Below are 25,844 nucleotides of genomic sequence, written 5' to 3'. Positions count from 1 at the left end.
ATCTTTAGCTCCGAGTCAGGCACTCAGAGGGCCATCAAGAGGCCGCGCAGCAAGTTTTTCAGAGAACCATAACAATCATGAATAAACCCCGTCCGGTTCAGGTAATTGCCGTGTCCAGCGGCAAGGGTGGAGTAGGGAAAAGCAACATAGCCGTTAACCTTGGTATCGCACTGGCCGAACGGGGCCGCCGCGTGGTGGTGCTCGACGCCGGCCTGGGTTTGGGTAACCTGGATGTGCTGCTGGGGCTTACGGTCCACCATAACCTTCAGCACGTGCTGGATGGCCAGTGCTCCCTGGAAGACATTCTGGTAGACGGCCCCGGTGGTATCCGGGTGGCACCGTCCGCGTCCGGCAGCCTGGCCATGACCCGCCTGACTGCGGCCCAGCACGCCGGGCTCATCCACGCCTTCAGTGATCTGGGCGATCAGACCGACGTATTGATCATCGATACCTCAGCCGGCGTATCCGACTCGGTATTGGCGTTTTTGCGGGCTGCCCAGGAGATTCTGCTGGTCTTGTGTGACGAGCCCACTTCCATTGCCGATGCCTACGCCCTGATCCGCATGATGCACCGCGATTACGGCACCAGCCGTTTCCGGGTGCTGGCCAACCAGGTGCGCAACGACAGGGAAGGCGCCCAACTGTTTGAAAAACTGACCAGAGTCACCGGTCGTTTCCTGGATGCGGGGCTACACTACAGTGGAGCCATTCCCAGTGACGACGCCGTGCGCAAGGCCGTGCAACGGCAAAAGGCGTTTATGGAAGCCTACCCCAGGGCAAGGGCGTCCCTCGCTATGCGGGCACTGGCAGAAAAAGTCGAAAACTGGCCTTTACCCTCTGCTCCCGGGGGGCATCTTGAATTTTTTGTGGAGCGTCTGGTTGGAGCCGTTGAATGAAACAACTGTATTCCCGTGCCCGTGAGGCCCTGCTGGCGGTATCCCGCCAGGATTTTGTTTCCGGTGCGGATCTCGCGCCATCCATTACCGGCCATTCCATTCCCCGGGAAGAAACCGTCCGCCATCTGCTGGGGCTGATGCCGGAAATCGACAGCCACCAGGTGGTTATGCACGTGGGTGGGGGTTCCGGCTATCTGACGGCCGTGCTGGCGCGGCTGGCCCGCCGGGTGATCTACGTCGACAAGAACCCGGTGCTGGCGGAAAAAGCCCGGGAACGGTTCTTCCAGTGCAGCCTGCATAATGTGGACGTCATGCAGGTGTCTGCCGATGCCGGTATCGAGGTCGATGAACTCTGCGACCTGGTGCTGTGCACAACGTTTATCAAAGATCCGGCACTTCTGTTGCCCTGCGTGAAGCGGGATGGCCATATCCTTTGCCTGGAGGGGCGCGCCGGCCCGGTGCCCAGCCTGGCGATGTTCCGAAACACGGGTGGCCAGCTGGAGCGGGTTCGCACCCTTGGCTGGGTCGACTTCAACCGGAACTCAGAGCAGATCCTGATCGACCTGGGGCTGGTGAGCGATGCAGTGCTGTCCCAGGCCCGAATCGAAGCCGCTGCCGGCAACGACCGGGTCCTGGATGTGGTGCGCCGCAAACTGAACCTGGAAGAGATCGACCTGTACCGGTCTGTGGCCCAGCAGCGGGGCATGAAATTCACCGACGGTGACGAGGTGCTCAACAGCCTGAACGTGGAATTGTTCCGGCGCTTCTCCCGCACCTTCCTGGATTTGTCGCGGCTGATTCCGGTGTCGGAAGAGGACAGCACGCTGACTGTTGTCACTGATGATCCGGACGCCCGTACCGACCAGCTCGAACGGTTGACCCCAAAGCACCGCATTGTCTGCATGCTGGTTACCCCCACGGATTTCCGGCGTATCTGGTCGGCCCTGGACCTGACGGTCAAAGGCAGCCGCTTTGTGGCAGAGCAGGGTGCGAATGCCGGGGAAAAACCGTCGGAATCCGGGGCCAGCAAGGATTTGTTGGGCAAGGATAACTCCAGGAGCATCAGCCCGTACCTGGTGTCGGTCTACGAGGCCATCCTGCTGGATGCCGTCAGCGAGAAGGCCAGTGACATCCATATCGAGCAGTACGAGAACCGGGTGCGCATCCGCCTGCGGGTAGATGGCGACCTGCACGACTTGCCCCAGTATCAGCTCTCGGCCCGGGAAATCCGGGGCGTTATCAACGTTATCAAGCTGCGGGCGGAGCTGAACATCGCCGAGCACCGGCTGCCCCAGGGCGGCCGTTCCCGGCTGCAACTGGGTAATACGTCCTACGACCTGCGGATCCAGACCCAGCCCTCGCTGCACGGCGAGAACGCCGTTATCCGCCTGCTGCCACAAACCGGTCGGGCCATGACCATTGCCGAGCTGGGTATGTCGCCGGCGATCGGCGCCCGCTATGAGCGCTTGCTGGATAACCCCGCGGGCCTGGTGCTGGTGGTGGGGCCGACCGGCTCCGGTAAGTCCACCACGCTTTATGCCGGTTTGCAGACGCTGGCGGACGATGGCCGGCGCAAGGTGATTACGGTGGAAGATCCTATCGAGTACTCCATCGACAACATCCAGCAAACCCGGGTGCGTACCGAAATCGGTTTCAGTTTTGCGGACGCCATGCGGGCTTTCGTCCGGGAAGACCCGGATGTGATCCTGGTGGGTGAAATCCGGGACCAGGAAACCGCCCTGGAAGCCATCCGGGCCTCCCAGACCGGCCACGTGGTGCTTTCAACCCTGCACTGTAACGATGCGGTGGATTCCCTGCAGCGTCTGTACGACCTGGGCATTCATCCCAACTCCATTGCCGGCGAATTGCTGGCAGTGATTGCCCAGCGACTGGCCAAGCGTATCTGCAAGCATTGTCGCAAACCGGCCGAGGCGGATCCGGCGATTCTGGCCGAGGTCTTCCCGAACGGGGCACCTGCAGATTTCCGCTGTTTCGAAGGGGAGGGCTGCGACAAGTGCAACGGACGGGGCACCCATGGCCGGGTGGCCATCGTTGAGTACATGGAAGTGGATTCGGACATCCGGAACGCCATTTCCAGCCAGCCGCCGATCGGTGAGTTGCGTTGGCGGGCGCTGGATGCCGGACTGATTACCATGCGCGACAGTGCGCTGGACCATGTGATTGAAGGCTTGATCCCGCTGTCTGAATTGCCGCGTATCCTGCCCAGGGAGCGCATGGCACCGGAAGTCCGTGGTGGTCGAAGGAGTAACGGATGAACAACACCAAAACAACGGTAAAAGCGGCCCAGCGGGAGCCAGCGGAAGTCACCTACCGGGAAGAGCTCGACAAGCTGGTCGCTATGGATCAGGGGCCGGTGCCGCCGGGCTGGAAGATGTCGCCCCGGGCGGTGGAGAAGTTCCTGGTGGGCGACGAAAAACTCGGTATCGAGCGCAAGTTCGTGGCAGACCGGGCCATGGTCACCCGTATTATCATTTCCCTGTGTACCAATCGGGGCTGCCTGCTGGTGGGTGAGCCGGGTACCGCTAAGTCCTGGTTGTCGGAACTGCTGTGTGCTGCCATCTCGGGCAATTCGACCCTCACGTTACAGGGCGGCGCCATCAGCCAGGTCAGCCAGTTGTTGTACAGCTGGAACGACGCACTTTTGCACAGCGAAGGCCCCACGCGCCGGGCCCTGGTACCCACGCCCCTGTTGCGGGGCATGATGGAAGGCCGGCTGGTGCGGTTCGAGGAAATCGCCCGCTGCCCCCAGGCCCTGCAGGATGCCATGCTGTCTGTGCTGTCAGACCGGGTGGTGGTCATTCCCGAGCTGGGCGAAGACGGGGTGATTCTCGCCCAGGAAGGTTTCAACCTGGTGGCTACCTCCAACAGCGTAGATGAAGGGGTGCACCAGATGAGTGCCGCCCTCAAGCGCCGGATGGACTTCGAGGAAATCCGCCCGATCCGCCTGCTGGCCGATGAAATGGACGTGGTGCTGCGGGAAGTGCGCAAGGCCAACCAGCGCGCCGGCATAGAGGTAGCACTGGATGAAAAGGTAGTGGAAGTCCTGGTAACCCTGTTCCATGAACTCCGTAACGGCCAGACCCTGGACGGCCGAAGCACCGACCGGCTGGCCGGTGCGGCGCTGTCGACGGCCGAGGCGGTGTCCGTGGCCCATGCGGCGAGCCTCAATGCCTGGTATTACGGTGGCGGCACCATGACCATCGAACACCTGATGCATCACATCATCGGTTCGGCCCTGAAAGACCAGCCGGATGACCGCCGGCGCCTGAAGCATTACTTCGAAACTGCGGTCGCCCCGCGCAAGGGTGATCACTGGCAGCAGGTTTGGGCACTGCGCACCCTGATTCAATAAGTTAGGCTTGCTGAGTACATCGGTATTTGACGTCACGCATGGGTAATCCGGTGTCGCATTCGTTATAATGCGCACTCATTCACCGGATGCCTGCGTGGCGTCCTTCGCTCTGCAGACGGGGCCCCGATGTCCGAGCCGTTATTACAGGCTGTAAATCTCGAATGTGAGCGCGACGAGCGCCTGTTGTTCCAGAATCTCAGTTTCTCGGTAATGCCGGGTACCGTTACCCGTATTGAAGGCCCCAACGGCACCGGCAAAACCACCCTGCTCAGAATCCTTGCCGGTTTGAACGACGCCTGGTCAGGTGAATTGCTCTGGTGTGGCGAACCCCGGGCCTGGCACCGTGAATCCTTCCTGCGCAACATGCTGTACCTTGGGCACCGCCCCGGCATCAAACCCCTGCTCACTCCCATGGAAAACCTTCGGGCCCTGATGGCTGGCCGCCGCACCGTCAGCGACGACATATTGTCGCAGGCACTGGCGGGAACAGGACTGGCGGGCTTCGAGAATGTACCCTGTCGCAACCTGTCCGCCGGCCAGCAGCGCCGGGTGGCACTGGCGCGCCTGTTGATTGCAGACGAACCCTTGTGGCTGCTGGATGAAGTGTTCACGGCGATTGATGCGGATGGCGTCAAAGCCATTGAAGAATTATTGCAGCAGCGGGCTGCAGAAGGCGGTGCGGTGCTGGTGACGACCCACCACGACCTGCAGTTGCCCGGAATGAAGCGCATTACACTGGGGGGAGGGCAGAGTGATGAATGCTGAATCCCGGCCGGCGTTGAAACCGGTAGAGAGTGCCATCGGCCCGGTGCAGGCCATGGCGGCGGTCTTCATGCGGGATGTCCGGGTGGCCTTCCGGCAGCGCCAGGATCTGCTCAACCCGCTGCTGTTCTTTATTATGGTGGTAACCCTCTTTCCGTTAGGGGTTAGCCCTGAAGTGGCATTTCTCAAGCAGTCCGGTGCCGGTATTCTCTGGGTAGCGGCCCTGTTGTCGGTGCTGCTGTCGCTGGACCACCTGTTCCGGCACGACTTTGATGATGGCACCCTGGAGCAATTGATATTACAGCCACAGCCCCTGTTCCTGCTGATCCTGGCCAAGACACTGGCCCACTGGATACTCACCGGCCTGCCGCTGGTACTGCTTACGCCAGTGTTGGGAATAATGGTGCACCTGGACGGGAACTCTGTGGCAATTCTGTGTCTAACGCTGCTGATCGGTACCCCGGTACTGAGCCTGATTGGTGCCATCGGCGCGGCGTTGACACTGGGGTTACGGTCTGCCGGTGTGCTCTTGTCACTGCTGATCATTCCGCTGTACATTCCCGTGCTTATTTTCGGTACCGGGACCGTGGCGGCAGCAGCCGAGGGCGCGCCCGTGGCCGGTTATCTCGCATTGATGGGGGCATTCCTGGTACTGGCGCTGACTCTGGCGCCATTTGCAGCCGCCGCCGCGCTGCGAATCAGCATGTCTAACAGTTAAAAGAAAGACGGTGACCAACTGATGTGGCAATGGTTTCACAAATTGGGTTCCCCCAAGTGGTTTTACGGCATCGCTAACCGCTTGATGCCCTGGTTGCTGGCCGGCGGGCTGATCGTGCTGCTGGCCGGACTGGTGTGGGGGCTGGCGTTTGCGCCGAAAGATTACCTGCAGGGCAACAGCTACCGGATTATCTTCATCCATGTGCCGGCGGCGTTCCTGGCCCAGTCAATCTACATAATGATGGCAGTTGCTGCCGTGGTTACCCTGGTCTGGCGCATGAAACTGGCGGACGTGTTTGTCAAAGCCATCGCGCCGGTGGGGCTGGTGCTCACCTTTCTGTCGCTGTTCACCGGAGCCGTGTGGGGTAAGCCCACCTGGGGCACCTGGTGGGTGTGGGATGCCCGTCTCACCTCCATGCTCATTCTCCTGTTCCTGTACGGGGGCGCCATCGCGCTGGACCGTGCCATCAACGACGAGAAATCTGCCGCCCGCGCCGTGGCTGTGCTGGTACTGGTGGGGGTAGTAAATATCCCTATCATCAAATATTCGGTGGACTGGTGGAATACACTGCATCAGCCGGCCACCTTCAAGTTGACTGAGAAGCCCTCCATGCCGATGGAAATGTGGGTGCCGTTGCTGCTTTCAGTGCTTGGCCTGTACCTGTTGTTTGGCTGGCTGGCCTGTCTGCGAATGAAAACCGAGATCCTGTTGCGGGAGCAGCGTACCCGCTGGGTCAGAGAACTTGTTCTGGCGGGAAGGAAATAACCAATGGCATTCGATTCGTTCTCCGCATTTATTGCCATGGAAGGGCACGGCCCCTATGTGTGGGCGTGCTACGCCGTATTTGTTGTGTTGCTGGGCGGGCTGATGATCTGGTCTGCTCGCCGCAACCGTGCCGTATACGATTCCTGCAGACGCAGGCTAGAACAGCAGCAGGGAAGCAAAGACAGCGTCCGCCCGAAAGCGGCGGCCACTTTCACCCGAGTTGAAGTTTCCCAGGACTGAACAGCAGGTAACCCATGCATCCGATCCGCAAAAAAAGACTGACCATTCTTGCCTTCCTGGTTGCCGGCATTGCGCTGGCGGTGGGCCTGACGACCTATGCACTGCGCCAGAACATCAACCTGTTCTACGACCCGACAGAAATCTCTGCCGGTAATGCCCCGGTTGATGTACGCATCCGTGCCGGCGGCATGGTGGAAGCAGGCAGTGTGATACGTGATACCGAAAGCCTGAAGGTGAACTTCCGGGTGACGGATTATGCCGCGTCTGTGCCGGTGCAGTACGTAGGCATCCTGCCGGACCTGTTCGCAGAAGGGCAGGGCGTGGTGGCCATGGGCCGACTGAACGAAGAAGGCCTGTTTGTGGCAGACCAGGTTCTGGCCAAGCACGATGAAAACTATATGCCGCCGGAAGTAGCCGATGCCCTGGAGAAATCATCCAAGGGCCTGAACAAGGCGAACGCAGAGAAAGCTGCAGAAAGCGCGGCTTACTGAGCCCCGAATCATGACTGACCTTGGAGATTTCTGATGTATCCGGAACTCGGACAGCTTGCACTGATACTCGCACTGTTGCTCTCGGTGCTTCTTGCCGTCGTCCCGTTGGCCGGTGCGCTCACCGGGCGTGACAGTCTGCAGGCGTTTGCCCGGCCCCTGGCGTCGGGCATGTTTGTGTTTACCGGCCTGGCCTTTGCCATCCTGACCCACGCCTTCCTGGTAGACGATTTCTCCGTGGCCTACGTGGCCAACAACAGCAACAGCATGCTGCCCTGGTACTACAAGTTCAGTGCCGTGTGGGGTGGCCATGAAGGCTCACTGCTGTTGTGGATCCTGATGCTCACCGGCTGGACCCTGGCCGTGGCCATCTTCAGCCGCAAGCTGCCGTCGACCATGGTGTCCCAGGTACTAGCGGTTATGGGCATGGTCTGTGTCGGCTTCTTCCTGTTTATCATCGTTACCTCAAACCCCTTTGACCGTTTGCTGCCGAACGTGCCGGCGGATGGTCAGGATCTGAACCCCCTGCTGCAGGATATCGGGCTGATCATGCACCCGCCCATGCTGTACATGGGCTATGTGGGCTTCTCGGTTGCCTTTGCCTTTGCTATTGCCGCCCTGATCAACGGTCGCCTGGATGCGGCCTGGGCCCGCTGGTCCCGGCCCTGGACCACCATTGCCTGGTCGTTCCTGACCATCGGCATCGCCCTGGGCAGCTGGTGGGCTTATTACGAGCTTGGCTGGGGCGGCTGGTGGTTCTGGGACCCGGTTGAAAACGCCTCCTTTCTGCCGTGGCTGTCCGGTACGGCCCTGATGCACTCGCTGGCAGTGACGGAAAAGCGTGGCGTGTTCAAGAGCTGGACGGTACTGCTGGCCATCGTCACCTTCGCACTGAGCCTGCTGGGCACCTTCCTGGTGCGCTCCGGTGTTCTCACCTCGGTACATGCCTTCGCTTCTGACCCCGAGCGGGGCAGCTTCCTGCTCATGCTGCTGGGTATCACTGTAGTAGGCAGCCTGCTGCTCTACGCGTTCAGGGCACCGGTGGTGCACGTGCGTTCCCGTTACGGTTCCCTGTCCCGTGAGATCTTTCTGCTGCTGAACAATGTGCTGCTGGTATCCGCCACGCTACTGGTGGCCATCGGTACCCTGTATCCGCTGGTCCTGGACTACCTGGATGCCGGCAAGCTGTCCATCGGCGCGCCGTTCTTTAATACCACCTTCAGTCCGCTGGCCGTGGCCACCGGCCTGTTGCTGGGTGCCGGTATCTTCTCCCGCTGGAAGAAAACCGACGGCGGAATGCTGGCCCGTAAACTGTTGTGGCCGCTGGCGATCAGCCTGGTGGCGACAGCTGCGGTGATGGTCAACTACGGCAGCTTTGCGCCCTGGGCCTTTGCCGGTGTGTTCACTGCCATCTGGATTGCCGTGGCTACCCTGTGGGACCTGTGGGATAAATCTGCTTCCCGCCAGGGCCGATTGCATGGCCTCAAACGCCAGTCCCGCAGTTACTGGGGCATGGTGCTGGGACATCTTGGTGTGGCCATGGTGATGGCCGGTGCCACTGTGGTGTCCAATTACGGTGTCGAGCGGGATGTCCGCATGACTCCGGGTGATTCCGCCATGGTGGGCGATTACGAAATCGTGTTCACCGAAATCGGTGAGCGGCAGGGCGCCAACTTCACCGCCCAGTACGGCAGCTTCAATGTGTTCCTGGATGGCAAGCTGGTTACCGACCTGCACCCGGAGAAGCGTAACTACCCGGTGGGTATGAGCGTGATGACCGAGGCGGATATCGATGCCGGCCTGTTCCGGGATGTATTTGTGGCCATTGGCGAGCGGATTTCAGACGACGCCTGGGCTATCCGCCTGCAGTACAAGCCGCTGGTACGCTGGTTATGGCTGGGTTCCCTGGTGATGGCCATCGGCGGCTTCCTGGCCATTGCCGACAAGCGTTACCGCATTCGTGTGAAAGCTGAGGAAAGACAGAAAGCCCAGGCAGGCAACATGGCTCCCGGCAAGCCGGCGGAGGCATCGTCATGAGGCGCCTGCTGCTGTTCATTCCGTTGCTGATCACGGTTGGTATCGGGATCTTCCTGTTTGCCGGTATCGGCAAGGATCCCACCAAGCTGGAATCGGCCCGTATCGGCAAACCGGTACCGGAATTCCAGCTGCAGGACCTGCACGATCCGGAACATATGCTGGACACTTCGGTTTTTCAGGGGCAGGTATCGCTGCTGAATGTCTGGGCCGAGTGGTGTCCCTCCTGCTGGGACGAGCATGAATACCTGATGCACCTGGCCAGCAACGAGGGCGTGCGCATTGTCGGCTTGAACTACAAGGATCAGCGGGAAACCGCGTTCAGTTTTCTGGGCCGCCTCGGCAATCCCTACGAAACCATTATCTTCGATCCCCGTGGATCCCTCGGCTTTGACCTGGGTGTGTACGGCGCACCGGAAACCTACGTGATCGACGCCGATGGCGTGGTGCTTTACCGCCACGTGGGTGTGGTGAACGAGCGGGTTTGGCAGGAAGTCCTGCTGCCCGTGTTCAATCAGGCAAAGGGAAATAGCTGATGCGTTTTTATCCGCTACTGTTGGCCATACTGTTTGTGGTTTCACCGCTCCGGGCCGAGGTGATGGAGGTCTACGACTTCGATACCCGGGCTGAAGAGCAGCGTTACCAGAACCTGATTGCCGAGCTGCGCTGCCCCAAGTGCCAAAACCAGAATATCGCCGACTCCAATGCTCCCATATCCAAGGACATGCGGGACGAGGTGTACCGGATGATGCAGGGCGGCGCTTCCAACGATGAAATCGTCGGCGCCCTGGTGGACCGTTTTGGCGAATTTGTGCAGTACAAACCGCCGGTCGACAAGCGCACGATTTTCCTCTGGGCGTTCCCGGCCATTGCCGTGATTGGCGGCTTGCTGATTGTGGCTGGCGTGGTAATGCGCTCGCGTAAACAGGGCCAGCAGGAAACGGCACTCAGCCCCGAAGAAAAAGCCAGGGTCGAACAGATGCTGGCCGATAAGGATCAGCCATCCGAGCGCTGATCCGCGAAACACATCCCCAACTGCGACGAAGACTCCATGACTGAAACATTCTGGATTGCCGCGACGGTATTCATTCTCATCGCCCTGGCATTTGTGTTGTACCCGGTGTTCTTTCACCGCCCCAAGGCGCGGATGGATGCAGACCTCAGAAACCAGAACCTGCTGGCCTACAAGTCCCGCCTGAAAGAGCTGGATCATGAACATGAAGCCGGCATCCTGGATGCGGAAGGCTACCAGCAACTGAAAGAAGAGCTGGCGGGCGCCATGCTTGACGACGTTCCCGAAAACGAACAGCCACGCCAGCGGCTGGCAGGCCGGCGCAGCGCCATGGCGGTTGCCTTGCTGGCCGTGCTCCTGCTGCCCGCCGGTGCCTACCTGGGCTACCAGGAATGGGGCGCCATGGACCGGGTAGAGCAGTTCATCACCATGCAGGAAATGGGTGCTTCCGGTAACGATGACCAGACTGCGCGCATGTCCGCACTGGCAGACCAGCTGCGGGACCGCCTCGAGCAGGATCCGGAGAACGCCGACGGCTGGGCCATGCTGGGCCAGACCTACATGCGTACCGAACGCTACGAGGATGCGGCCGAAGCCTTCCAGCGCCTGGCTGCAATTACCGAGCAGGATCGCAATGCCAGCTCAGTGGCCTGGGGCCTGTCAGCCCAGGCATTGTACTTCCAGAGTGAAGGGCAGATGACGCCGGGTGTGATGGCTGCCATCGAGTCAGCCCGCGCCCTGAATCCGAACGAAGTGAACTCGCTGGGGCTGCTGGGCATTAATGCCTTCAGCCAGCAGAACTACCGTGAAGCTATCGAGTACTGGGAAACCATTGTTGAGGTAACGCCGGACCATCCGCAGATTGCCTCTATTCGCGGTGGCATTGCCGAAGCCTACAACCGCCTGGGCGAAACACCTCCGGCTGCGCAGGCTCCGGAGCCTGCGGCACCGTCTGCCGGTGTGACCCTGAGAATTTCCCTGGATGATGCGTTCAAGGACAGCGTTCCAGGTGACACCACCCTGTTTGTCTTTGCCCGTGCAAAGGGCACATCAGGTGGGGCACCGGTGGCAGTCGCCCGCATGACCGCCGGTGTTCTGCCGGTAGATATCCGCCTGGATGACAGCTACGCCATGTCGCCGGAGGCCACCATTTCCTCCGCAGAAGAGGTCGTGATTGTCGCCCGCCTGAGCCGCAGCGGCAGCATCAACCCGCAAGCCGGTGACTGGCAGGGCCAGGTGGAAGCGGAAGTTCTGCCACCGGAGGCCGATGGCGAACCGGTTGAACTGGTCATCAGCCAGGAACTTATCGACTGATCGGGTTCAGCGGAGGCAGCCCGTAGCGGCTGTCTTCGCTTTGTGCCTTCCGCTTTCTCAACCTCTCCAATGCTTTCCCCAATCCCTGTCGTGCCTCATTCGAAACCGCCTGCTGGTGTTGCGAGAACAGCTGTGCCTGCAGTTGCTCCAGGTGGCCGGCCAGTTCCGGGTCATCACCGAACCTGACCACATCGCTGACCGTCGCAAAGCGCTGTTCCGGGAAACGTAACCTGGCCCAGTGCAGCAGTTGGCCGGTGGTGTCTGCTGAACCGTTTTTAACCGCGCGGATCAACTGCTCGTAGGCGTGTTTTTCGGTGTCGTCTTCCAATGGCTCGGATGATAGCGCGCCGCCGGATGGTTTTCGGGACAACCACCACAGTACCAGGGTAGCCAGCCAGAGCAATCCCAGTACCAGCGAAAGCCAAAGCCAGAAAGAGCCCGTGCTGTCTGCCGGGGGCTGGTCATCTGCGGTGGCCGGAGTAGTGGCGGGCGGAGTCTCCGGGGCGCTGTTATCCGGCACCGGCGCAGCGGCGATCGCGCTGTTGCCGGTGATGGTGTAGCGACGCTCGGGCAAGATCGCCTGCTCCAGTTGGTCGGTCTCTGTGTTCCACCAGGGGATGCGGATGGCGGGCAACACCACATCGCCAGCCTGGACCGGCACCAGCGCCGCTTCCTGCTGCAGGGTGGAGCGAAGGCCGTCGACGGTGGTTTCGGTATTTCTCAGGGGGCTTTCCGGGTAGCTGCGGATGGCCGCTGGAGTTTCCTGCGGCAGCGGTGGCAGGGCTTCTGCCGGCAAGCCATCGGCATGCAGGGTAATCTTCCGGGTCAGGTTGGCCCCGGCGTTCAGTTCTCCTGCTGGCGGCAGGCCGTCTTCAGCCAGTGCCAGGCTGCGGGCCGGCAGCCAGGGTTGGTCTGCCGGGTAGGCATCCGGCACCGGTTTTACCGGGACATCATAAAGCTGCTGTTGATCCCGCAGGAACTTCAGCTGGCCGTTGGCGTCCCGTGCCTGGCCTTCGAAGTGGATCGGGGCCAGGCTCAGCTGGCCCGGCTGCTGGGGAAAGATGGCATAGCGTCGCTCAACCACCCGGTAACGGACGCCATCCCGGTAACGGGTGAATTCCCGCTGCTTGCCCAGGGATTCGATGATGGCATCGGGGTGCTCCGGCTCCGACAATTCGCCCCGTATCAGGTTGCCCGAGAAAAACAGCTGTATGGTCAGTACCAGCTGTTCCTGCACATAGACTTCGGCTTTGTCGGCCGACAGTTCGATAAAACTGTCGCGGGCGCCGGCTTCCTGGCTCGGCGCTGTGCCGGTCACCACGTCAATCTCTACCGGTTCGGAGGTGGCATCCTTGAAGGTCAGCTCCGGAATGGTCAGTTTGCCGGTTCGGGTGGGTGCCAGTTGGTAGGTCCAGGTGATCTCCCCGGTCATATCGCCGTTGACGGTCTGCACACTGTAACGCTGGTTCCGGGCCAGGATTTCGAAATCCGGCTCTACCTTTTCAATGTCGGGGGAAGGCAGGTCAGACAGGTCAAAGTTGAACAGGTTGCTCAGGTTCAGGTCGATTTCCATGGAGCCGCGCACGGTCAGGGTTAATACTTCGCCTTCGTAAAGCTGCGTGCGGTCCGGCTCGACCGACAGCTCACTGGCCTGGGCCGGGTGCAGGGCGGCAAGCTGTATCAGTAACAGAAAAACGGGTAGAAGAATGCGTTTTACCATGATGTATCGCCCTCGTCGGGTTGCGTCTGGCGCTGCTGGTACTGCTGCAGGAACTTGCGCTGCAACAGCCCGCCGGGGTTGTCAGGAATACGCCGGAGCCACTGCTCCTGGCCCTGGTTCAGCGGTTGTTCGGAAATTTCGGCCGGAGCTTCTACAGCCTGCCCGTTGTCGGCCGGCTCCTGGTCTGACGGCTGGCCTTGCCCGGATTGCTGCATGTCTTCGCCAGCCTGTGGCTCGGCGTCTTGGCCGCTCTGTCCGGAATCCTGTGTATCACCGGATTGTTCGGATTCCTGCTGGCTGTCTTGCTGGCCTTGCTGCTGGCTTTCCTGCTTACCCTGACTGCCTTGATCGCCCGGGCTGTCCTGATTGTCCTGGCCGGACTGTGAATCTTCGCCCTGCTGCTGGTTGTTCTCCGACTGCTGGTCACCGGAATCGCCTTGTTGCTGGTCTTGCTCTTGCTGCTGTTGCTGGTCGAGCAGCTGCTGAACCAGGTCACGGTTAAAGCGGGCGTCTTCGAAGTCGGGGTTCTGCGCCAGGGCCTGCTGGTAGGCGTCCAGTGCCTGTTCAAGCTCGCCGGCCCGGGCCAGGGCATTTCCCCGGTTGTAGTGGCCCGTAGCCGTGGGTGTTTCGGCAAAGGCCTTGGCGGCCTCTCGGTATCGGCCACTGCGGTACAGGGCCGAGCCTTTCCAGTCCGGCTGCTGCAGAACCCCTGCCGCGCGCTCCGCGTCCTGCTCGATCAGTTCCCGCCCGCGCTGGTCGTCCCGCTGCCACAGGCCACCCCAGTCCAGTGCCAGGGCCGGGCGGGGTGTCAGGGTCAGAGGTACAAGGCTCAGGGCCAGTACCGCAAAGGCACCCCGGCGCCAGCCCAGCAATAGCAGGGGCAGGGCCAGCCAGAGCAGCCAGTAGCCGTCGTCTTGCCAGCGATTGATGGTCAGTCCGTCATCGGTTTCCGACCAATCCTCTTCCGCTCCCGGTTCCAGCGCAAGGGCACGGATATCCGCGTCGCCAAGGGTCAGTTCGTGGCTGTCACCGCCGTTGTCCCGGGCCAGTCTCTCCATGGCATCGGGGTCGGCCCTTGCGATAACAATCTCGCCGTTACTGCGCAGGAAGCCTCGCTTGGCCAGGGGAATCGGGCCGCCTTCCGGTGTGCCCACAACCAGTGTGCTCAGGGCATAGCCGGTGCCGGCCAGGTGATTGCTGATGGCGATGTGATAGCTTCGGGGCACATCATCGGATATCAGCAATATCCGCCCGCGGCCCGGCGCACCCTGCTGCAGCAGATCCACCGCCTGGCTGATGGCAAGGTCTGCCCGGTTACCCTGTGCCGGCATGATGGCCGGGTCCAGAACCCCGAGCATGGCTTCGATGGTGCGGAAGTCTTCGGTCAATGGCGTAACGGTGTGGGCATCACCGGAGTACACCAGCAGGGCGGTCAGGCCGCCGCGCCGTTGCGCCAGCAGGTCCCGAACCTTGCGCTTGGCCAGGGTCAGCCGGTCCGGTTCGGCATCGGTGGCCAGCATGGACAGCGACAGGTCCAGCACAATCACCAGGCTGTCTTCCGGTTGTTTGAGCGGGGTAGGGGCCTGGCGCCAGCTCGGGCCCGCCAGGCCGATGGCCAGGGTCAGCAGGGCGATGTTCAGTGGCAGCAGCGGCGAACGGCTGGCACCGCCCGGGGCGCCTTGCCCAGGTTTGTTTAACAGCGGTTTCAGCAGGGGCTGGGGAATATAACGGCTCCAGCCGGCATCGGCCTGGCGCAGCTTGTGCCTTGCCAGGTATAACGCCGGCAGTGCCAGCAACAGTAATAGCCAGAGGGGTCTTAGGAAGTGAAAATCAGCCATGGTGCACCTCCCCGGATTCATTGCGGCGGGCCCGGCTGGCCAGTAATCGCAGTGCTGACAACAGCAGCCACAGGGCAACCGCTGTGCCCGCCGGCCACACGTAGAGTTCGGTAACCGGGCGATAGAACTGGCCTTCCTGCTCAATGGGCTCCAGCTGGTCGATGCTGTCGTAGATCATTTCCAGCTCCGGGAGGCTGCGGGCCCGGAAATACCGGCCGCCGGTCTGTTCCGCCATGCGGGTGAGCAGGGCTTCGTCCAGGTCCCGGGACGGGTTCACCCGCCGCGAGCCCAGCAGTCCCCGCTGGATCATGGAATCGGCGCCGATACCGATGGTGTATAGCCGCACACCTGTGGCCGCGGCAATCTCGGTGGCTTTGTCCGGGCTCACTTCACCGGCGGTGTTGGCGCCGTCGGTCAGAAGGATGGCTACCCGCTGCTCCTGGGGGCGATCCCGCAGGCGTTTCACCGCAAGGCCCACGGCATCGCCAATTGCAGTTGCCCGGCCGGCCATGCCCAGGCCGGCTTCCAGCAGCAGGGTTCTTACGGTTTCCCGGTCAAAGGTCAGGGGTGCCTGCACGTAGGGCTGGGTGCCGAACAGGACCAGCCCCAGGCGGTCACCCTCCCGGCGGTCGATAAACTGGTCCAGCACCCGCTTGACCGCCTGCAGGCGGTTGATGCTGCGGCCCTGAATAACCATGTCGCGCTCATCCATACTGGGCGATATATCCACCAGCAGCATCAGGTCACGGCCGCTGACCGGCATCTGCACCTGCTCGCCCACATGCTGGGGCCGGGCGATGGCCAGCACCAGGCACAGCCAGGCCAGAAGCAGCAGCAACTGACGCCAGCGCGGTGTCCGGCGCCCTTGGGTGCTGACGCCGGGCATGCCCGACAACCAGTGGCCAACCGGGATGACCGGTGCATCCACCGGTTCACCCTTGCCATGACGTTTGCCGGCCAGGAACAGCAGCGGCAACAGGGCCAGTAACAGCAGCCAGGGATAGGCCAGGGAAATCATAGCTGGGCCTCCAGCCAGAACCGGGCAAAGTCGAGTGCCTGGCCCGGGTCCAGGTTGGTGTTCGGGCGCCAGGGTGCTTGCACCAGCGCTTCCGCTACCGGCCTTGAGGCAATGCGTTCGGAAGGAGAAGTTTCCAGCAGGAATTCGGCCCAGCCCTGGCCGGTGAGGGTTTCCGGATGCCGGTCCGGATAGGCCTGCCGGGCTACCCGCTTGAGCAGCTGGTTAAGTTCACTGAACCATTCGTTGCACTGGCGCGGGTTGGCAGCGAGTTGTAAAAGTTCCTCGCGGGCCTGGCGTTTCCACAGGTTCTGCTGGCGGCGCCGGCGCAGCAACCAGAACGCGACTGCGGCCAGAACCAGAACGACCACCGCCAGAATCCACCAGCCCGGCGCCGGCGGCCACCAGCCACCGGTTTCCGGCAGGTGAATATCGCGCAATTGGGCTAACGGATCTTGCGGGTTCATCCGATCCGCCCTCCCGGGCCTAAAAGCTGGCGCAGGGCGGCTGCCGGCTCTTCGCTGGTCATGATGGTGGCGGCCTGCACACCGGAGGTGCGAAAACAGTCTTCCAACAGCCGTTCATGGGTGACAACTTTTTCCTGCCAGGCCTTTTTAAACGCGGGGTTGGAGGCATCAAACCAGATCGGCCCTTCCGGCGCTGCCACCGCAAACTGGCCGCTGTCCGGCAGCTGTTTCTCCAGCGGATCCATAATGCGCAGGGCGCTGACGGTGTTATGTCGGCCCAGGGCGCCGAGCAGGCTGGTGGTGTTATCGCTGATGTTCATGAAATCGCTGATGATGAAAATCCGGCTGCCGGTATGGGCCACCCGCCGGGCTTCGGCCAGCGCTGTGTCCAGCCCGTGGTCGGGGGCTGAAGGCCGGGGTGGCACGTCCGGCTTGTGTTGGTGGCTGGCCAGGGTATCCAGTAGGCGCAGTACGGATTTCTTGCGCCGGGCCGGGCGCAGCACCTCCAGCTCCTGGTCATTAAATACCAGGCCACCCACCTGGTCGCCGGCCCACAGGGCCAGCCAGGCCAGCAGCGCGGTAACCTGGGCGCAGCGCACCTGTTTGTAGGCCCCGGTGCTGGCGAAGAACAGGGTCGGGCCCAGGTCGGCAATCAGCAGCACCGGCCGCTCCCGCTCTTCTTCGTAGAGTTTGGTGTGGGGTGACTGGCGCCGCGCCGTTACCCGCCAGTCAATGCTGCGGATATCGTCGCCGGGCTGGTATTGCCGCACTTCGGCAAAGGTCATGCCGCGACCACGCTGGCGAGACTGGCGCAAGCCGGCCTGGCGCGAACGCACCGGGCGGGCAGAAGGCAGCTTCAGGGCCCTGGCGTCGGCTTGCAGCCGAACCAGTTCCGGCAGGGTGATGTGGGTTGCTGCGTTGCTCTGCGCCATGGTGTTCAGGCGGTTACCGGTACGCGGTCGATCAGCCTTTGCAGAACCGTGTCTGCGGTCATGCCTTCGGCCTCGGCCTCGAAGGTCAGCAGGATTCGGTGGCGCAGCACGTCAAAGGCCATGGTGCGGATGTCGTCCGGGGTTACGTAGTCCCGGCCATCGAGCCAGGCCAGGGCCCGGGCGCAGCGATCCAGGGCAATGGTGCCCCGGGGGCTGGCGCCGAAAGCCGTCCAGCGGGCCAGTTCCGGATCCAGGCTGGCGGCATCCCGGGTGGCCAGGATCAGGGCCAGCAAATACTGCTCCACCGGCTCCGCCATGTAGATGTCGGATACCGCCTGCCGGGCCTCCATAACCTGTTGCTCTGTAAGACGAATGTCTACCTGTGGTATTCCCTGACGGTAGTCGCTACGGGCAAGGTGCAGAATCTGACGCTCAGCATCGGCATCCGGGTAATCGATCACCACATGCATCAGGAAACGGTCGAGCTGGGCTTCGGGCAGGGGGTAAGTGCCTTCCTGCTCGATGGGGTTCTGGGTGGCCATCACCATGAACAGCTTTGGCAGCGGGAAGGTTTGCATGCCGACACTGATCTGGCGTTCGCCCATGGCCTCAAGCAGGGCAGACTGCACCTTCGCCGGGGCCCGGTTGATTTCATCGGCCAGCACAAGGTTGTGGAATATCGGGCCGCGCTGGAATTCGAACAGGCCGGTTTCGGCCCGGTAGATCTCGCTGCCGGTAACATCGGACGGCAGAAGGTCCGGGGTGAACTGGATGCGGTGGAAATCCCCTTCCAGGTGATCGGCCAGGGCTTTTACCGCGGTGGTCTTGGCCAGGCCGGGTGCCCCTTCCACCAGAAGGTGGCCATCAGCCAGCAGGGCGATCAGCAGTCTGTCTACCAGCTTGTCCTGACCGATGATGCGTTTTGCCAACTGTGTTCTGAGATTACCGAACGTTTGCTGTAACGACATGGAATTCACTGCTCTCGGTTTTGAAGGTCCGGCGGCGCGGGTGTTTGCGCCCGTAGGTAGTTGCCGCAGTTTTGAGGTCTGGCCGGCAAAAATCAAGAGCTTGACTATGCTTATGTGACGATACCGTGATTACGTTTCTTTCACACAAAACCAGAGGTTGGATATGAATGCGCTGACAATTGCCAGCAAGGATCAGTTTTTCGAGCAACTGGCTGAAGCATTCGCAGACAAGCTTGCGAAAACCGAAGCCAAGAAGGTTGTAGAGTTCGCCAAGCAGCATTACGCCCACAGTCCCCTGGAAGAGCTTGTCAGCCGGCGCTTCTCGGACACCTATGGCGCGGTACTGGCGGCCTGGCAGTTCCTGCAGAAGCGCAGCGCCGAGGAAACCCCGGTTACCGTATTCAATCCGGACCTGGAAAGTGACGGCTGGCAGTCTACCCACTCGGTTATTTTTATCCTGCATCCGAACATTCCGTTTCTGATCGATTCCCTGCGCATGGCCATCAACCGCCGGGAAATCGGTACCCACTCCATCCAGCATTCGATTCTGCAGGTGGAGCGAGACGGTAACGGCAAGCTGAAGAAACTGCATTCGGCCAAGAAGTCGTCTGCGGCCTCCTACGAAGCATTGATCGTTCTGGAAATCGATCGCCACAGCGATCCGGCAGACCTGCGGGGCCTGGAAGAAACCCTGCAATCGGTGCTGCACGAAGTGCGCATTGCCGTGGACGATTTCCCGATTGTGAAAGACAAGGTTAGTGAAATCCTGGGCGAACTGGATGCCACCACCGCCGGTATCAGCGAAGAAGACAAGGAAGAAGCCCGGGCGTTTCTGGGCTGGCTCACCGAAGACCACTTTACCTTCCTGGGCTACGACGAATACGACTTCGTCAAAGACAGGCAGGGCATGGCCGTGCGCCGGGTGGAAAACTCCGAGCTGGGCATCTTCCGGGTAAACAACGAACGCCCGGACAAGGTTCGCCTGAACGAGCTGCCCCAGCGCACCCGCCATGAGATGACCCGCACCGACGACATCTTCATCTTCGCGAAGTCGGCCCAGCGTTCGCGGGTGCACCGCCCGGCCTACCCGGACTACATCGCGGTGAAGAAGTTCAACAGCAAGGGTGAAGTGGTGGGTGAGCGCCGTTTCCTCGGCCTGTACACCGCCCGGGTATACAACGAGCGCCCGGACGAAATCCCGCTGCTGCGCCGCAAGTTCCAGACCGTAATGAAGCGTTCCGGCTTCATGCGTACCGACTACGCCGGCAAGGAACTGGAGCAGATCCTGACCCTGTATCCGCGCGACGAGCTGTTCCAGATTGAAACCGAAGAGCTGCTGCGTGTGGCCAAGAGCATCCTGTACATCCAGGAGCGCCGCCGCATCGAAATGTTCATGCGCGAAGACGTCTACGGCCAGTTTGTTACCTGCCTGGCCTTCTTCCCCCGGGACATCTACAACACCGAGCTGCGCCTGAAGGTCGAGCAGGTGTTGCTGGAGCGCCTGGAAGCGGAAGACATCGAGTTTGTTACCCACTTCTCCGAATCGCCACTGGCCCGGGTGCAGTTCACTATCCGCGTGCCCCAGGTGGAGAACCGGCAGCTGCCGCTGGCGGAGATCCGCGACCGTGTGATCGAGCTGGCCCAGTCCTGGAGTGAAGGCCTGGCCGAGGCCCTGCACGAAGCCTATGGCGAGGAGCGCGGCAACGAGTTCTACCGGGTATGGGCGGCTGGTTTCCCGGCCAGCTACACCGAGATGTTCTCGCCCCGTCGCGCCGCCATCGACCTGGACCACATTACCAAGGCGGCCAGCGCCGATGACCTGGCCATGAGTTTCTACCGGGCGCTGGAAGAAGACGACAGCACGCTGCACTTCAAGCTGTTCTACCCGGACGAGCCGCTGCCGCTGTCGGATGTGATGCCCATCTTCGACAACCTGGGCTTCCGGGTTATTGGTGAGCATCCGTTTGAAGTGATTGACCGCACCGGCAAAACCGTGTGGATTCACGACTTTACCCTGCAGGCCCATTCCGGTGGCGTGGATATCCACCGTATTCGGCCCATTTTCGAAGAGCTGTTCCGCCGCGTCTGGCACACCGAGGCAGAAAACGACGCCTTCAACCGGTTGCTGTTGTCGTCTTACATGAGCTGGCGCCAGATTGCCCTGTTGCGTACCTACGCCCGTTACATGCGGCAGATCCGGTTCTCTAACAGTCAGACCTTTATTTCCAATACCCTGGTCAACCACGAGAACCTGACCCGGATTCTTCTGGAGTACTTTGAAATCCGCTTCAACCCGGATCGCTACAAGAGCCCGGGCAAGAGTGGAGCGGCCCAGAAAAAGCTGGAAATCGAATTTAACGCCGGCCTGGAAGAGGTGGAAAACCTCAGTGAAGACCGGGTGCTGCGGCTGTATCTGGAGCTGATGCAGGCCACCCTGCGTACCAACTACTACCAGCCGGACGCCGAAGGCCAGCCCAAGCCATACATCAGTGTGAAGTTTGACCCCACGCGCATTCCCGACATGCCGCTGCCCATGCCCATGTTCGAGATCTTCGTGTACTCGCCCCGGGTGGAAGGCGTGCACCTGCGTGGTGGCAAGGTGGCCCGTGGTGGCCTGCGCTGGTCTGACCGCTTCGAGGACTACCGCACCGAGATCCTGGGCCTGGTAAAAGCCCAGCAGGTGAAGAACGCGGTGATTGTGCCGGTGGGCGCCAAGGGCGGCTTCGTGGCCAAGCAACTGCCGGATCCGTCTGACCGGGAGGCCTTCCAGGCCGAAGGCATCGCTGCCTACAAAACCTTTATCCGTGGCCTGCTCGACATCACCGACAACCTGGTGGATGCCGGCATACAGCCGCCTGAGCGGGTTATCCGCCACGACGAAGACGACCACTACCTGGTTGTGGCCGCCGACAAGGGCACTGCCACCTTCTCCGACATTGCCAACGGCCTGGCCGCTGAATACGGCTTCTGGATGGGCGATGCCTTCGCCTCCGGTGGCAGCAACGGCTACGACCACAAGAAGATGGGCATCACTGCCCGGGGCGCCTGGGTATCGGTTGAACGCCACTTCCGTGAAATGGGCATCAACCCGGCGGAAGACGAGTTTACCGCTATCGGCATTGGCGACATGGGCGGCGACGTGTTCGGTAACGGCCTGCTGTGTTCCGAGAAAACCCGCCTGGTCGCGGCCTTCAACCACATCCATATCTTTATCGACCCGGAGCCGGATGCGGCGAAGAGCTATAAAGAGCGCAAGCGCCTGTTCGAAATGCCCCGTTCGGCCTGGACCGATTACGACACCAAGCTGATCTCCAAGGGCGGCGGTGTGTTCAGCCGGAACGCCAAGTCGATCCCGGTCAGCCCGGAAATGAAAAAACTGCTGGGCATCAATGCCGACCGCATGCCGCCGAACATGCTGATCAGCCACATCCTGAAGTCCGAGGTGGACCTGCTCTGGGTGGGCGGTATCGGCACCTATGTGAAGGGTGCTGAGGAAACCCATGCCGACGTAGGCGACAAGGCTAACGACGGCCTTCGGGTGAACGGCAAAGACCTGCGCTGCAAAGTGGTGGGCGAGGGCGGTAACCTGGGCTTCACCCAGCTGGGCCGTATTGAATACGCCCTGAAAGGCGGCCGGCTGAACACCGACTTCATCGACAACTCCGGTGGGGTGGATTGTTCAGACCACGAAGTAAACATGAAAATCCTGCTCAACCGTGCCGTGGCCATGGGTGATCTCACCGCCAAGCAGCGCAACGTGATGCTGGAAGAGATGACCGACGATGTCTCGGCCCTGGTGCTGAAGAACAACTACCGGCAAACCCAGGCCATCAGCATTGCCAGTGCCGATACCGCGCCAAGGCTGGAAGAATACCGCCGTTTGATGAACACCCTGGAAAGCGAAGGCAAGTTGAACCGGGGGCTGGAATTCCTGCCCGACGACGAGGCCCTGGCCGAGCGCAAGCTGGCCAAGAAAGGCCTGACCCGGCCGGAGCTGTCGGTACTGATTTCCTACGTGAAGGGTGACCTGAAGCAGACCCTGATCGCCAGCACTCTGCCGGATGATCCGCTGCTGGCCGGCGAAATGTACAAGGTATTCCCGAAGGAACTGAACAAGAAGTTCTCGAAGGAGCTGGGCGAGCACCAGCTGCGGCGGGAAATCATCGCCACCCAGATTGCCAACGACATGGTCAACCACATGGGCATTACCTTTGTGGAGCGCCTGAACCAGTCTACCGGTGCCGATGCTGCATCCATCGCCCTGGCCTGGATCATCGCCCGGGATGTGTTCCGGATCGACAACTGGTGGGACCGCATCGAGGCGCTGGACTACCATGTGCCCGCCAAGCTGCAGATGGAGCTGATGCAAGACCTGATGCGCCTGATGCGCCGTGCCGTTCGCTGGCTGCTGCGTAACCGCAGGGCCGAGCTCAATATCCAGAGCCATATGGAGCGGTTTGCCGACAGCGTATGGGCGATTACCTCCAGCCTGCCGGACTACCTGGGCGACCAGGCTCGCAGCAACTGGGAGCAACGCCACGCATACCTGGAAGAATCCGGCTTGCCGAAAGACCTGGCCTCGGTACTGGCCGGCACCGGTTACCTGTACTCGTCGCTGGGCATTATCGAATCCCAGGAGGCCACCGGCCTGCCGCTGAAAACCGTGGCTAACCTGTACTACGACCTGGGCGATCGCCTCGACCTGACCTGGTTTGCCAACTCCATTGCCGCGCTCACGCCCAATTCCCATTGGCAGGCGCTGGCAAGGGAAAGCTTCCGGGAAGACCTGGACTGGCAGCAGCGCGCCCTGACCACCGGCGTACTGCGCCTGGCGGGCAAGGCCGGCAAGGTGCCCGAGAGCGTGGAAGCCTGGGAACAGAAGCACCAGCATATGATCGAGCGCTGGAGTGCCATGCTGGCGGAGCTGAAGAGCGTGCGGGAGCCGGAATACGCCATGTTCTCCGTTGCCCTGCGTGAGCTGCTGGACCTGGCCCAGAGCACCATGCACCAGAATGCGGACAGCGACGGCAGTATCTGAGGCTTGCGTTATGCTGTTGATTCCCGTTCAATTCCGCGCGGGAATCAACCGCAGAGGCAGGATTTATGGCGCAGCTACAAACCAACACACACGACGTTCTGCTCCGGAATGCCGAACTGCTGACCGGCAAGGTGGCCCTGCTGGGCGTATCCGAGCCGGCGCTGCTGGCCCATTGCCCACAACCCGGGCTGGCCATGAGCGAACACGCCGGTGTGTATGAACAGCTGTGCCAGCATGCGAACTGGCAAGCCTGTTTCGGCTATCAGTGCCACGAGCAGGACGCTGGGAGTTTCGACACCCTGGTCATCTTCCTGCCCAAGGCCCGGGCAGAACTGGAATTACGCCTGGCCATGGCACGCTACCTGGGCCGCGAAGGCGCCAGCCTGGTTCTGGTGGGCGAAAAGAAAGAAGGCATCGCCGGAGCCGTCAAGCAATTCACCGCCGTGGTGGCCGACGCCCTGAAAGTCGACAGTGCCCGCCACTGCCAGGTGTGGACCGGCACCAACCACCAACCCCTTTCCCGTTTTGACTTGACCGACTGGTTGCGCTGGACGCAGGTTTCCTGTGCCGGCGTAAGCCTTGACGTAGCCGGCCTGCCTGGTGTGTTCAGCGAAGGGGAGCTGGATGCCGGCACCCGGATGTTGCTGGAAACCCTGGAACAAACCCCGCTGAAAGCAGACAAGGTGCTGGACTTTGCCTGTGGCGCCGGCGTGATCGGCAGCTGGCTGCAAGGCTACCGTCGCGATCAGGGCCTGCCACTGGGTGTGGTAGACGGTGTGGATGTCCAGGCCCAGGCGGTTGCCTGCGCCCGGGAAACCTACGCCCGGGCCGGCGCGGAAGGCCAGATCTACGCCTCCGATGGCCTGGCCGGCATTCAGGGCCGGTGGCCGGCGGTGGTCACCAATCCGCCGTTTCACAGTGGCGTGAAAACCGACACCTCCATGACTGAACAGTTCCTTCGGGAAGTGGCCGCCCATCTGGCCCCCAGGGGCGAGGTGCGGCTGGTGGCCAACAGCTTCCTGCCCTATGAGTCCGTTATCCAGCGCTTTATCGGGCCGGTCGAGAAGCTGGCCCAGGATCGCCGTTTTACCGTTTACAGGGCTTTCAATCGTGCCATCCGCTGAAGTACTGCCGCTGACTGCCGGTAACCTGAAGCTCAGCCGCCCCGGCGCGGAGCCTGGCTTGCGGGCCTGGGATGCGGCGGACGAGTTGCTGCTGGCAGAAGCCGGTAACCGGCTGGCGGACAGCCCCCGCGTGCTGGTGGTAGACGACCAGTTCGGGGCGCTCACGCTTGGGCTGGCCCAGGCCCACGGGCCGGTCACCAGCGTGGCCGACAGTGCAGTCCTTCCGGATGCACTCGATTACAATGCCCGACATAATCCCGGTATCGCCCGGCCAGCGCTGCTGCACAGCTGGCTGAACCCGCCGGAGGGGCCGTTTGACCTGGTGGTCTTGCGCATTCCCCGCCATGGCGCCTATCTGGGCTGGCTGTTGCGCTGGGTAAACTCTGTGCTGGCAGACAACGGCTGTTTGCTGGCTGGGGGCATGATCAAGCATTTGCCGGACCGCAGCGTGGATGTGTTTGCCGAAGCCGTGGTCACCGAAACGGTACTGCCAGCCCGTAAAAAGGCCCGGGTAGTGGTCTGCCGCAAAGGGCAGGCGCAACTGCAGGGCTGGGCTGAAAGCTGGAAAGGTTACCCGCAGGAGGGTCTGCCGGCGCCGGTAGAGGCATTACCGGCTGTCTTTGCCCGGGACAAGCTGGACATCGGCACCCGGGAGCTGTTGCCGCTTGTGGGCCCTGCCGTGGCCGGGCTGAAGCCTGGCGCGCGTGTGCTGGACCTGGCCTGCGGCAATGGCGTGCTGGGCTTGACGGCACTGGCTTGTGGCTCTGATATCACAGTGGATTTCAGCGATGTGTCCAGCCAGGCCATTGCCAGCGTACAGCATAACCTGGGCGCCTGTGGTTACCGGGCCGGACAGTGCCAGCACAGTGATGGAATTCGTGAAGGAGCCGCGCAGTATGACCTGATTTTGCTGAACCCGCCGTTCCATGAAGGCGGTGTGGTGGGGGATCACATTGCCCTGCGACTGTTCCGGGACGCCGCGAAGCACCTGGTGCCGGGCGGGCGAATGCTGATGGTGGGCAACCGCCACCTGGGGTACCACAAGTCCCTCAAGCGCTTCTTTGGTAAGGTAGAGCAGCGGGCCGCAAGCCCGCGCTTTGTGGTATTCGAAGCGGCGCCCTGAGCGCCGCTGCTAACCGT

The 25,844-nt window shown here is 61.6% G+C and carries 21 protein-coding genes; 15 read left to right on the top strand and 6 right to left on the bottom strand.

The genetic code is table 11. From position 1 onward, the window contains the following. Nucleotides 1–77 precede the first annotated feature (77 nt). From B2589_RS09110 to ccmI, 12 genes are all read left to right on the top strand, one after another. Complete coding sequence (locus tag B2589_RS09110; protein ID WP_286816357.1) at nt 78–896, top strand: MinD/ParA family protein; 819 nt, start codon at nt 78–80, stop codon at nt 894–896. Then, nucleotides 893–3,172 (top strand): ATPase, T2SS/T4P/T4SS family, encoded by a 2,280-nt coding sequence (locus B2589_RS09105; protein WP_286816356.1) that lies wholly within the window; start codon nt 893–895, stop codon nt 3,170–3,172. Before B2589_RS09110 ends, B2589_RS09105 begins: the two co-directional genes overlap by 4 nt. After that, nucleotides 3,169–4,269 carry an ATP-binding protein gene (locus B2589_RS09100; protein ID WP_286816355.1) on the top strand — a complete coding sequence of 367 codons (1,101 nt, stop codon included), beginning with the start codon at nt 3,169–3,171 and terminating at the stop codon, nt 4,267–4,269. The genes B2589_RS09105 and B2589_RS09100 overlap by 4 nt, the downstream gene beginning before the upstream one ends. A 126-nt stretch (nt 4,270–4,395) precedes the next feature. Continuing rightward, the gene (ccmA, locus tag B2589_RS09095) at nt 4,396–5,034 is read left to right on the top strand and encodes a cytochrome c biogenesis heme-transporting ATPase CcmA (protein ID WP_058340159.1); all 639 of its coding nucleotides are present in this window, start codon (nt 4,396–4,398) and stop codon (nt 5,032–5,034) included. Further along, entirely contained in the window at nt 5,024–5,749 is a 726-nt protein-coding gene (gene ccmB, locus B2589_RS09090; RefSeq protein WP_058340158.1) for a heme exporter protein CcmB, read from the top strand. The genes ccmA and ccmB overlap by 11 nt, the downstream gene beginning before the upstream one ends. 21 nt (nt 5,750–5,770) lie before the next feature. Next, a complete protein-coding gene (ccmC, locus tag B2589_RS09085; protein WP_022988752.1) occupies nt 5,771–6,514 on the top strand; it encodes a heme ABC transporter permease CcmC in 744 nt (247 codons plus the stop codon). Between the two features lie 3 nt (nt 6,515–6,517). Further along, nucleotides 6,518–6,754: a heme exporter protein CcmD gene (ccmD, locus tag B2589_RS09080; RefSeq protein ID WP_199455836.1), complete on the top strand. Its 237-nt coding sequence runs from the start codon at nt 6,518–6,520 to the stop codon at nt 6,752–6,754. Between the two features lie 14 nt (nt 6,755–6,768). Then, nucleotides 6,769–7,245 (top strand): cytochrome c maturation protein CcmE, encoded by a 477-nt coding sequence (ccmE, locus tag B2589_RS09075; RefSeq protein ID WP_199455835.1) that lies wholly within the window; start codon nt 6,769–6,771, stop codon nt 7,243–7,245. A gap of 33 nt (nt 7,246–7,278) precedes the next feature. Further along, entirely contained in the window at nt 7,279–9,279 is a 2,001-nt protein-coding gene (locus tag B2589_RS09070) for a heme lyase CcmF/NrfE family subunit (RefSeq protein WP_286816353.1), read from the top strand. After that, nucleotides 9,276–9,812 (top strand): DsbE family thiol:disulfide interchange protein, encoded by a 537-nt coding sequence (locus B2589_RS09065; protein WP_199455833.1) that lies wholly within the window; start codon nt 9,276–9,278, stop codon nt 9,810–9,812. Before B2589_RS09070 ends, B2589_RS09065 begins: the two co-directional genes overlap by 4 nt. Continuing rightward, nucleotides 9,812–10,291 carry a cytochrome c-type biogenesis protein gene (locus B2589_RS09060; protein WP_199455832.1) on the top strand — a complete coding sequence of 160 codons (480 nt, stop codon included), beginning with the start codon at nt 9,812–9,814 and terminating at the stop codon, nt 10,289–10,291. The genes B2589_RS09065 and B2589_RS09060 overlap by 1 nt, the downstream gene beginning before the upstream one ends. Nucleotides 10,292–10,327: 36 nt before the next feature. Continuing rightward, complete coding sequence (gene ccmI / locus B2589_RS09055) at nt 10,328–11,602, top strand: c-type cytochrome biogenesis protein CcmI (RefSeq protein ID WP_286816352.1); 1,275 nt, start codon at nt 10,328–10,330, stop codon at nt 11,600–11,602. Here ccmI and B2589_RS09050 read toward each other — a convergent pair. Genes B2589_RS09050 through B2589_RS09025 form a run of 6 tightly spaced genes read right to left on the bottom strand, consistent with a single transcriptional unit; the run spans nt 11,592 to nt 18,542 of the window. Beyond that, nucleotides 11,592–13,322 (bottom strand): BatD family protein, encoded by a 1,731-nt coding sequence (locus B2589_RS09050; RefSeq protein WP_286816351.1) that lies wholly within the window; start codon nt 13,320–13,322, stop codon nt 11,592–11,594. The two genes, ccmI and B2589_RS09050, sit on opposite strands and share 11 nt — an antisense overlap. After that, on the bottom strand, nt 13,316–15,160 hold the full coding sequence (locus B2589_RS09045; protein WP_286816350.1) for a VWA domain-containing protein: 1,845 nt from the start codon (nt 15,158–15,160) through the stop codon (nt 13,316–13,318). The genes B2589_RS09050 and B2589_RS09045 overlap by 7 nt, the downstream gene beginning before the upstream one ends. Next, nucleotides 15,153–16,178: a vWA domain-containing protein gene (locus B2589_RS09040; protein WP_286816349.1), complete on the bottom strand. Its 1,026-nt coding sequence runs from the start codon at nt 16,176–16,178 to the stop codon at nt 15,153–15,155. The genes B2589_RS09045 and B2589_RS09040 overlap by 8 nt, the downstream gene beginning before the upstream one ends. Beyond that, nucleotides 16,175–16,642, bottom strand: coding sequence for a DUF4381 domain-containing protein (locus B2589_RS09035; RefSeq protein WP_199455827.1), 468 nt, complete (start codon nt 16,640–16,642; stop codon nt 16,175–16,177). Before B2589_RS09035 ends, B2589_RS09040 begins: the two co-directional genes overlap by 4 nt. Then, entirely contained in the window at nt 16,639–17,574 is a 936-nt protein-coding gene (locus tag B2589_RS09030) for a DUF58 domain-containing protein (protein WP_199455826.1), read from the bottom strand. The genes B2589_RS09035 and B2589_RS09030 overlap by 4 nt, the downstream gene beginning before the upstream one ends. Nucleotides 17,575–17,579: 5 nt before the next feature. Next, nucleotides 17,580–18,542: an AAA family ATPase gene (locus B2589_RS09025; protein ID WP_036219357.1), complete on the bottom strand. Its 963-nt coding sequence runs from the start codon at nt 18,540–18,542 to the stop codon at nt 17,580–17,582. A 163-nt stretch (nt 18,543–18,705) separates the two neighbouring features. Here B2589_RS09025 and B2589_RS09020 point away from each other — a divergent pair, with 163 nt between their 5' ends. The 3 genes from B2589_RS09020 (at nt 18,706) to B2589_RS09010 (ending at nt 25,827) form a co-directional block, all read left to right on the top strand. Continuing rightward, a complete protein-coding gene (locus tag B2589_RS09020; protein ID WP_286816346.1) occupies nt 18,706–23,580 on the top strand; it encodes an NAD-glutamate dehydrogenase in 4,875 nt (1,624 codons plus the stop codon). Nucleotides 23,581–23,645: 65 nt separating this feature from the next. Further along, complete coding sequence (locus B2589_RS09015; RefSeq protein WP_286816345.1) at nt 23,646–24,704, top strand: class I SAM-dependent methyltransferase; 1,059 nt, start codon at nt 23,646–23,648, stop codon at nt 24,702–24,704. Then, nucleotides 24,691–25,827 carry a class I SAM-dependent methyltransferase gene (locus B2589_RS09010; protein WP_286816344.1) on the top strand — a complete coding sequence of 379 codons (1,137 nt, stop codon included), beginning with the start codon at nt 24,691–24,693 and terminating at the stop codon, nt 25,825–25,827. Before B2589_RS09015 ends, B2589_RS09010 begins: the two co-directional genes overlap by 14 nt. Nucleotides 25,828–25,844 lie beyond the last annotated feature (17 nt).

The organism is Marinobacter sp. UBA3607, from assembly GCF_002375525.1.
Classification (GTDB): domain Bacteria; phylum Pseudomonadota; class Gammaproteobacteria; order Pseudomonadales; family Oleiphilaceae; genus Marinobacter; species Marinobacter vinifirmus.
The sequence above is the reverse complement of the archived record's forward strand: the minus strand, read 5'-3'. Positions and strand labels throughout refer to the sequence as shown.

Coding starts and splice junctions, on each gene's coding strand:
- ccmI (WP_286816352.1), top strand. CDS start 10,328: ATGACTGAAACATTCTGGATTGCCGCGACGGTATTCATTCTCATCGCC.
- B2589_RS09065 (WP_199455833.1), top strand. CDS start 9,276: ATGAGGCGCCTGCTGCTGTTCATTCCGTTGCTGATCACGGTTGGTATC.
- B2589_RS09040 (WP_286816349.1), bottom strand. CDS start 16,178: ATGATTTCCCTGGCCTATCCCTGGCTGCTGTTACTGGCCCTGTTGCCG.
- B2589_RS09045 (WP_286816350.1), bottom strand. CDS start 15,160: ATGGCTGATTTTCACTTCCTAAGACCCCTCTGGCTATTACTGTTGCTG.
- B2589_RS09105 (WP_286816356.1), top strand. CDS start 893: ATGAAACAACTGTATTCCCGTGCCCGTGAGGCCCTGCTGGCGGTATCC.
- ccmB (WP_058340158.1), top strand. CDS start 5,024: ATGAATGCTGAATCCCGGCCGGCGTTGAAACCGGTAGAGAGTGCCATC.
- B2589_RS09025 (WP_036219357.1), bottom strand. CDS start 18,542: ATGTCGTTACAGCAAACGTTCGGTAATCTCAGAACACAGTTGGCAAAA.
- B2589_RS09015 (WP_286816345.1), top strand. CDS start 23,646: ATGGCGCAGCTACAAACCAACACACACGACGTTCTGCTCCGGAATGCC.
- B2589_RS09020 (WP_286816346.1), top strand. CDS start 18,706: ATGAATGCGCTGACAATTGCCAGCAAGGATCAGTTTTTCGAGCAACTG.
- B2589_RS09070 (WP_286816353.1), top strand. CDS start 7,279: ATGTATCCGGAACTCGGACAGCTTGCACTGATACTCGCACTGTTGCTC.
- B2589_RS09060 (WP_199455832.1), top strand. CDS start 9,812: ATGCGTTTTTATCCGCTACTGTTGGCCATACTGTTTGTGGTTTCACCG.
- ccmC (WP_022988752.1), top strand. CDS start 5,771: ATGTGGCAATGGTTTCACAAATTGGGTTCCCCCAAGTGGTTTTACGGC.
- ccmD (WP_199455836.1), top strand. CDS start 6,518: ATGGCATTCGATTCGTTCTCCGCATTTATTGCCATGGAAGGGCACGGC.
- ccmA (WP_058340159.1), top strand. CDS start 4,396: ATGTCCGAGCCGTTATTACAGGCTGTAAATCTCGAATGTGAGCGCGAC.
- B2589_RS09100 (WP_286816355.1), top strand. CDS start 3,169: ATGAACAACACCAAAACAACGGTAAAAGCGGCCCAGCGGGAGCCAGCG.
- B2589_RS09050 (WP_286816351.1), bottom strand. CDS start 13,322: ATGGTAAAACGCATTCTTCTACCCGTTTTTCTGTTACTGATACAGCTT.
- ccmE (WP_199455835.1), top strand. CDS start 6,769: ATGCATCCGATCCGCAAAAAAAGACTGACCATTCTTGCCTTCCTGGTT.
- B2589_RS09110 (WP_286816357.1), top strand. CDS start 78: ATGAATAAACCCCGTCCGGTTCAGGTAATTGCCGTGTCCAGCGGCAAG.
- B2589_RS09035 (WP_199455827.1), bottom strand. CDS start 16,642: ATGAACCCGCAAGATCCGTTAGCCCAATTGCGCGATATTCACCTGCCG.
- B2589_RS09030 (WP_199455826.1), bottom strand. CDS start 17,574: ATGGCGCAGAGCAACGCAGCAACCCACATCACCCTGCCGGAACTGGTT.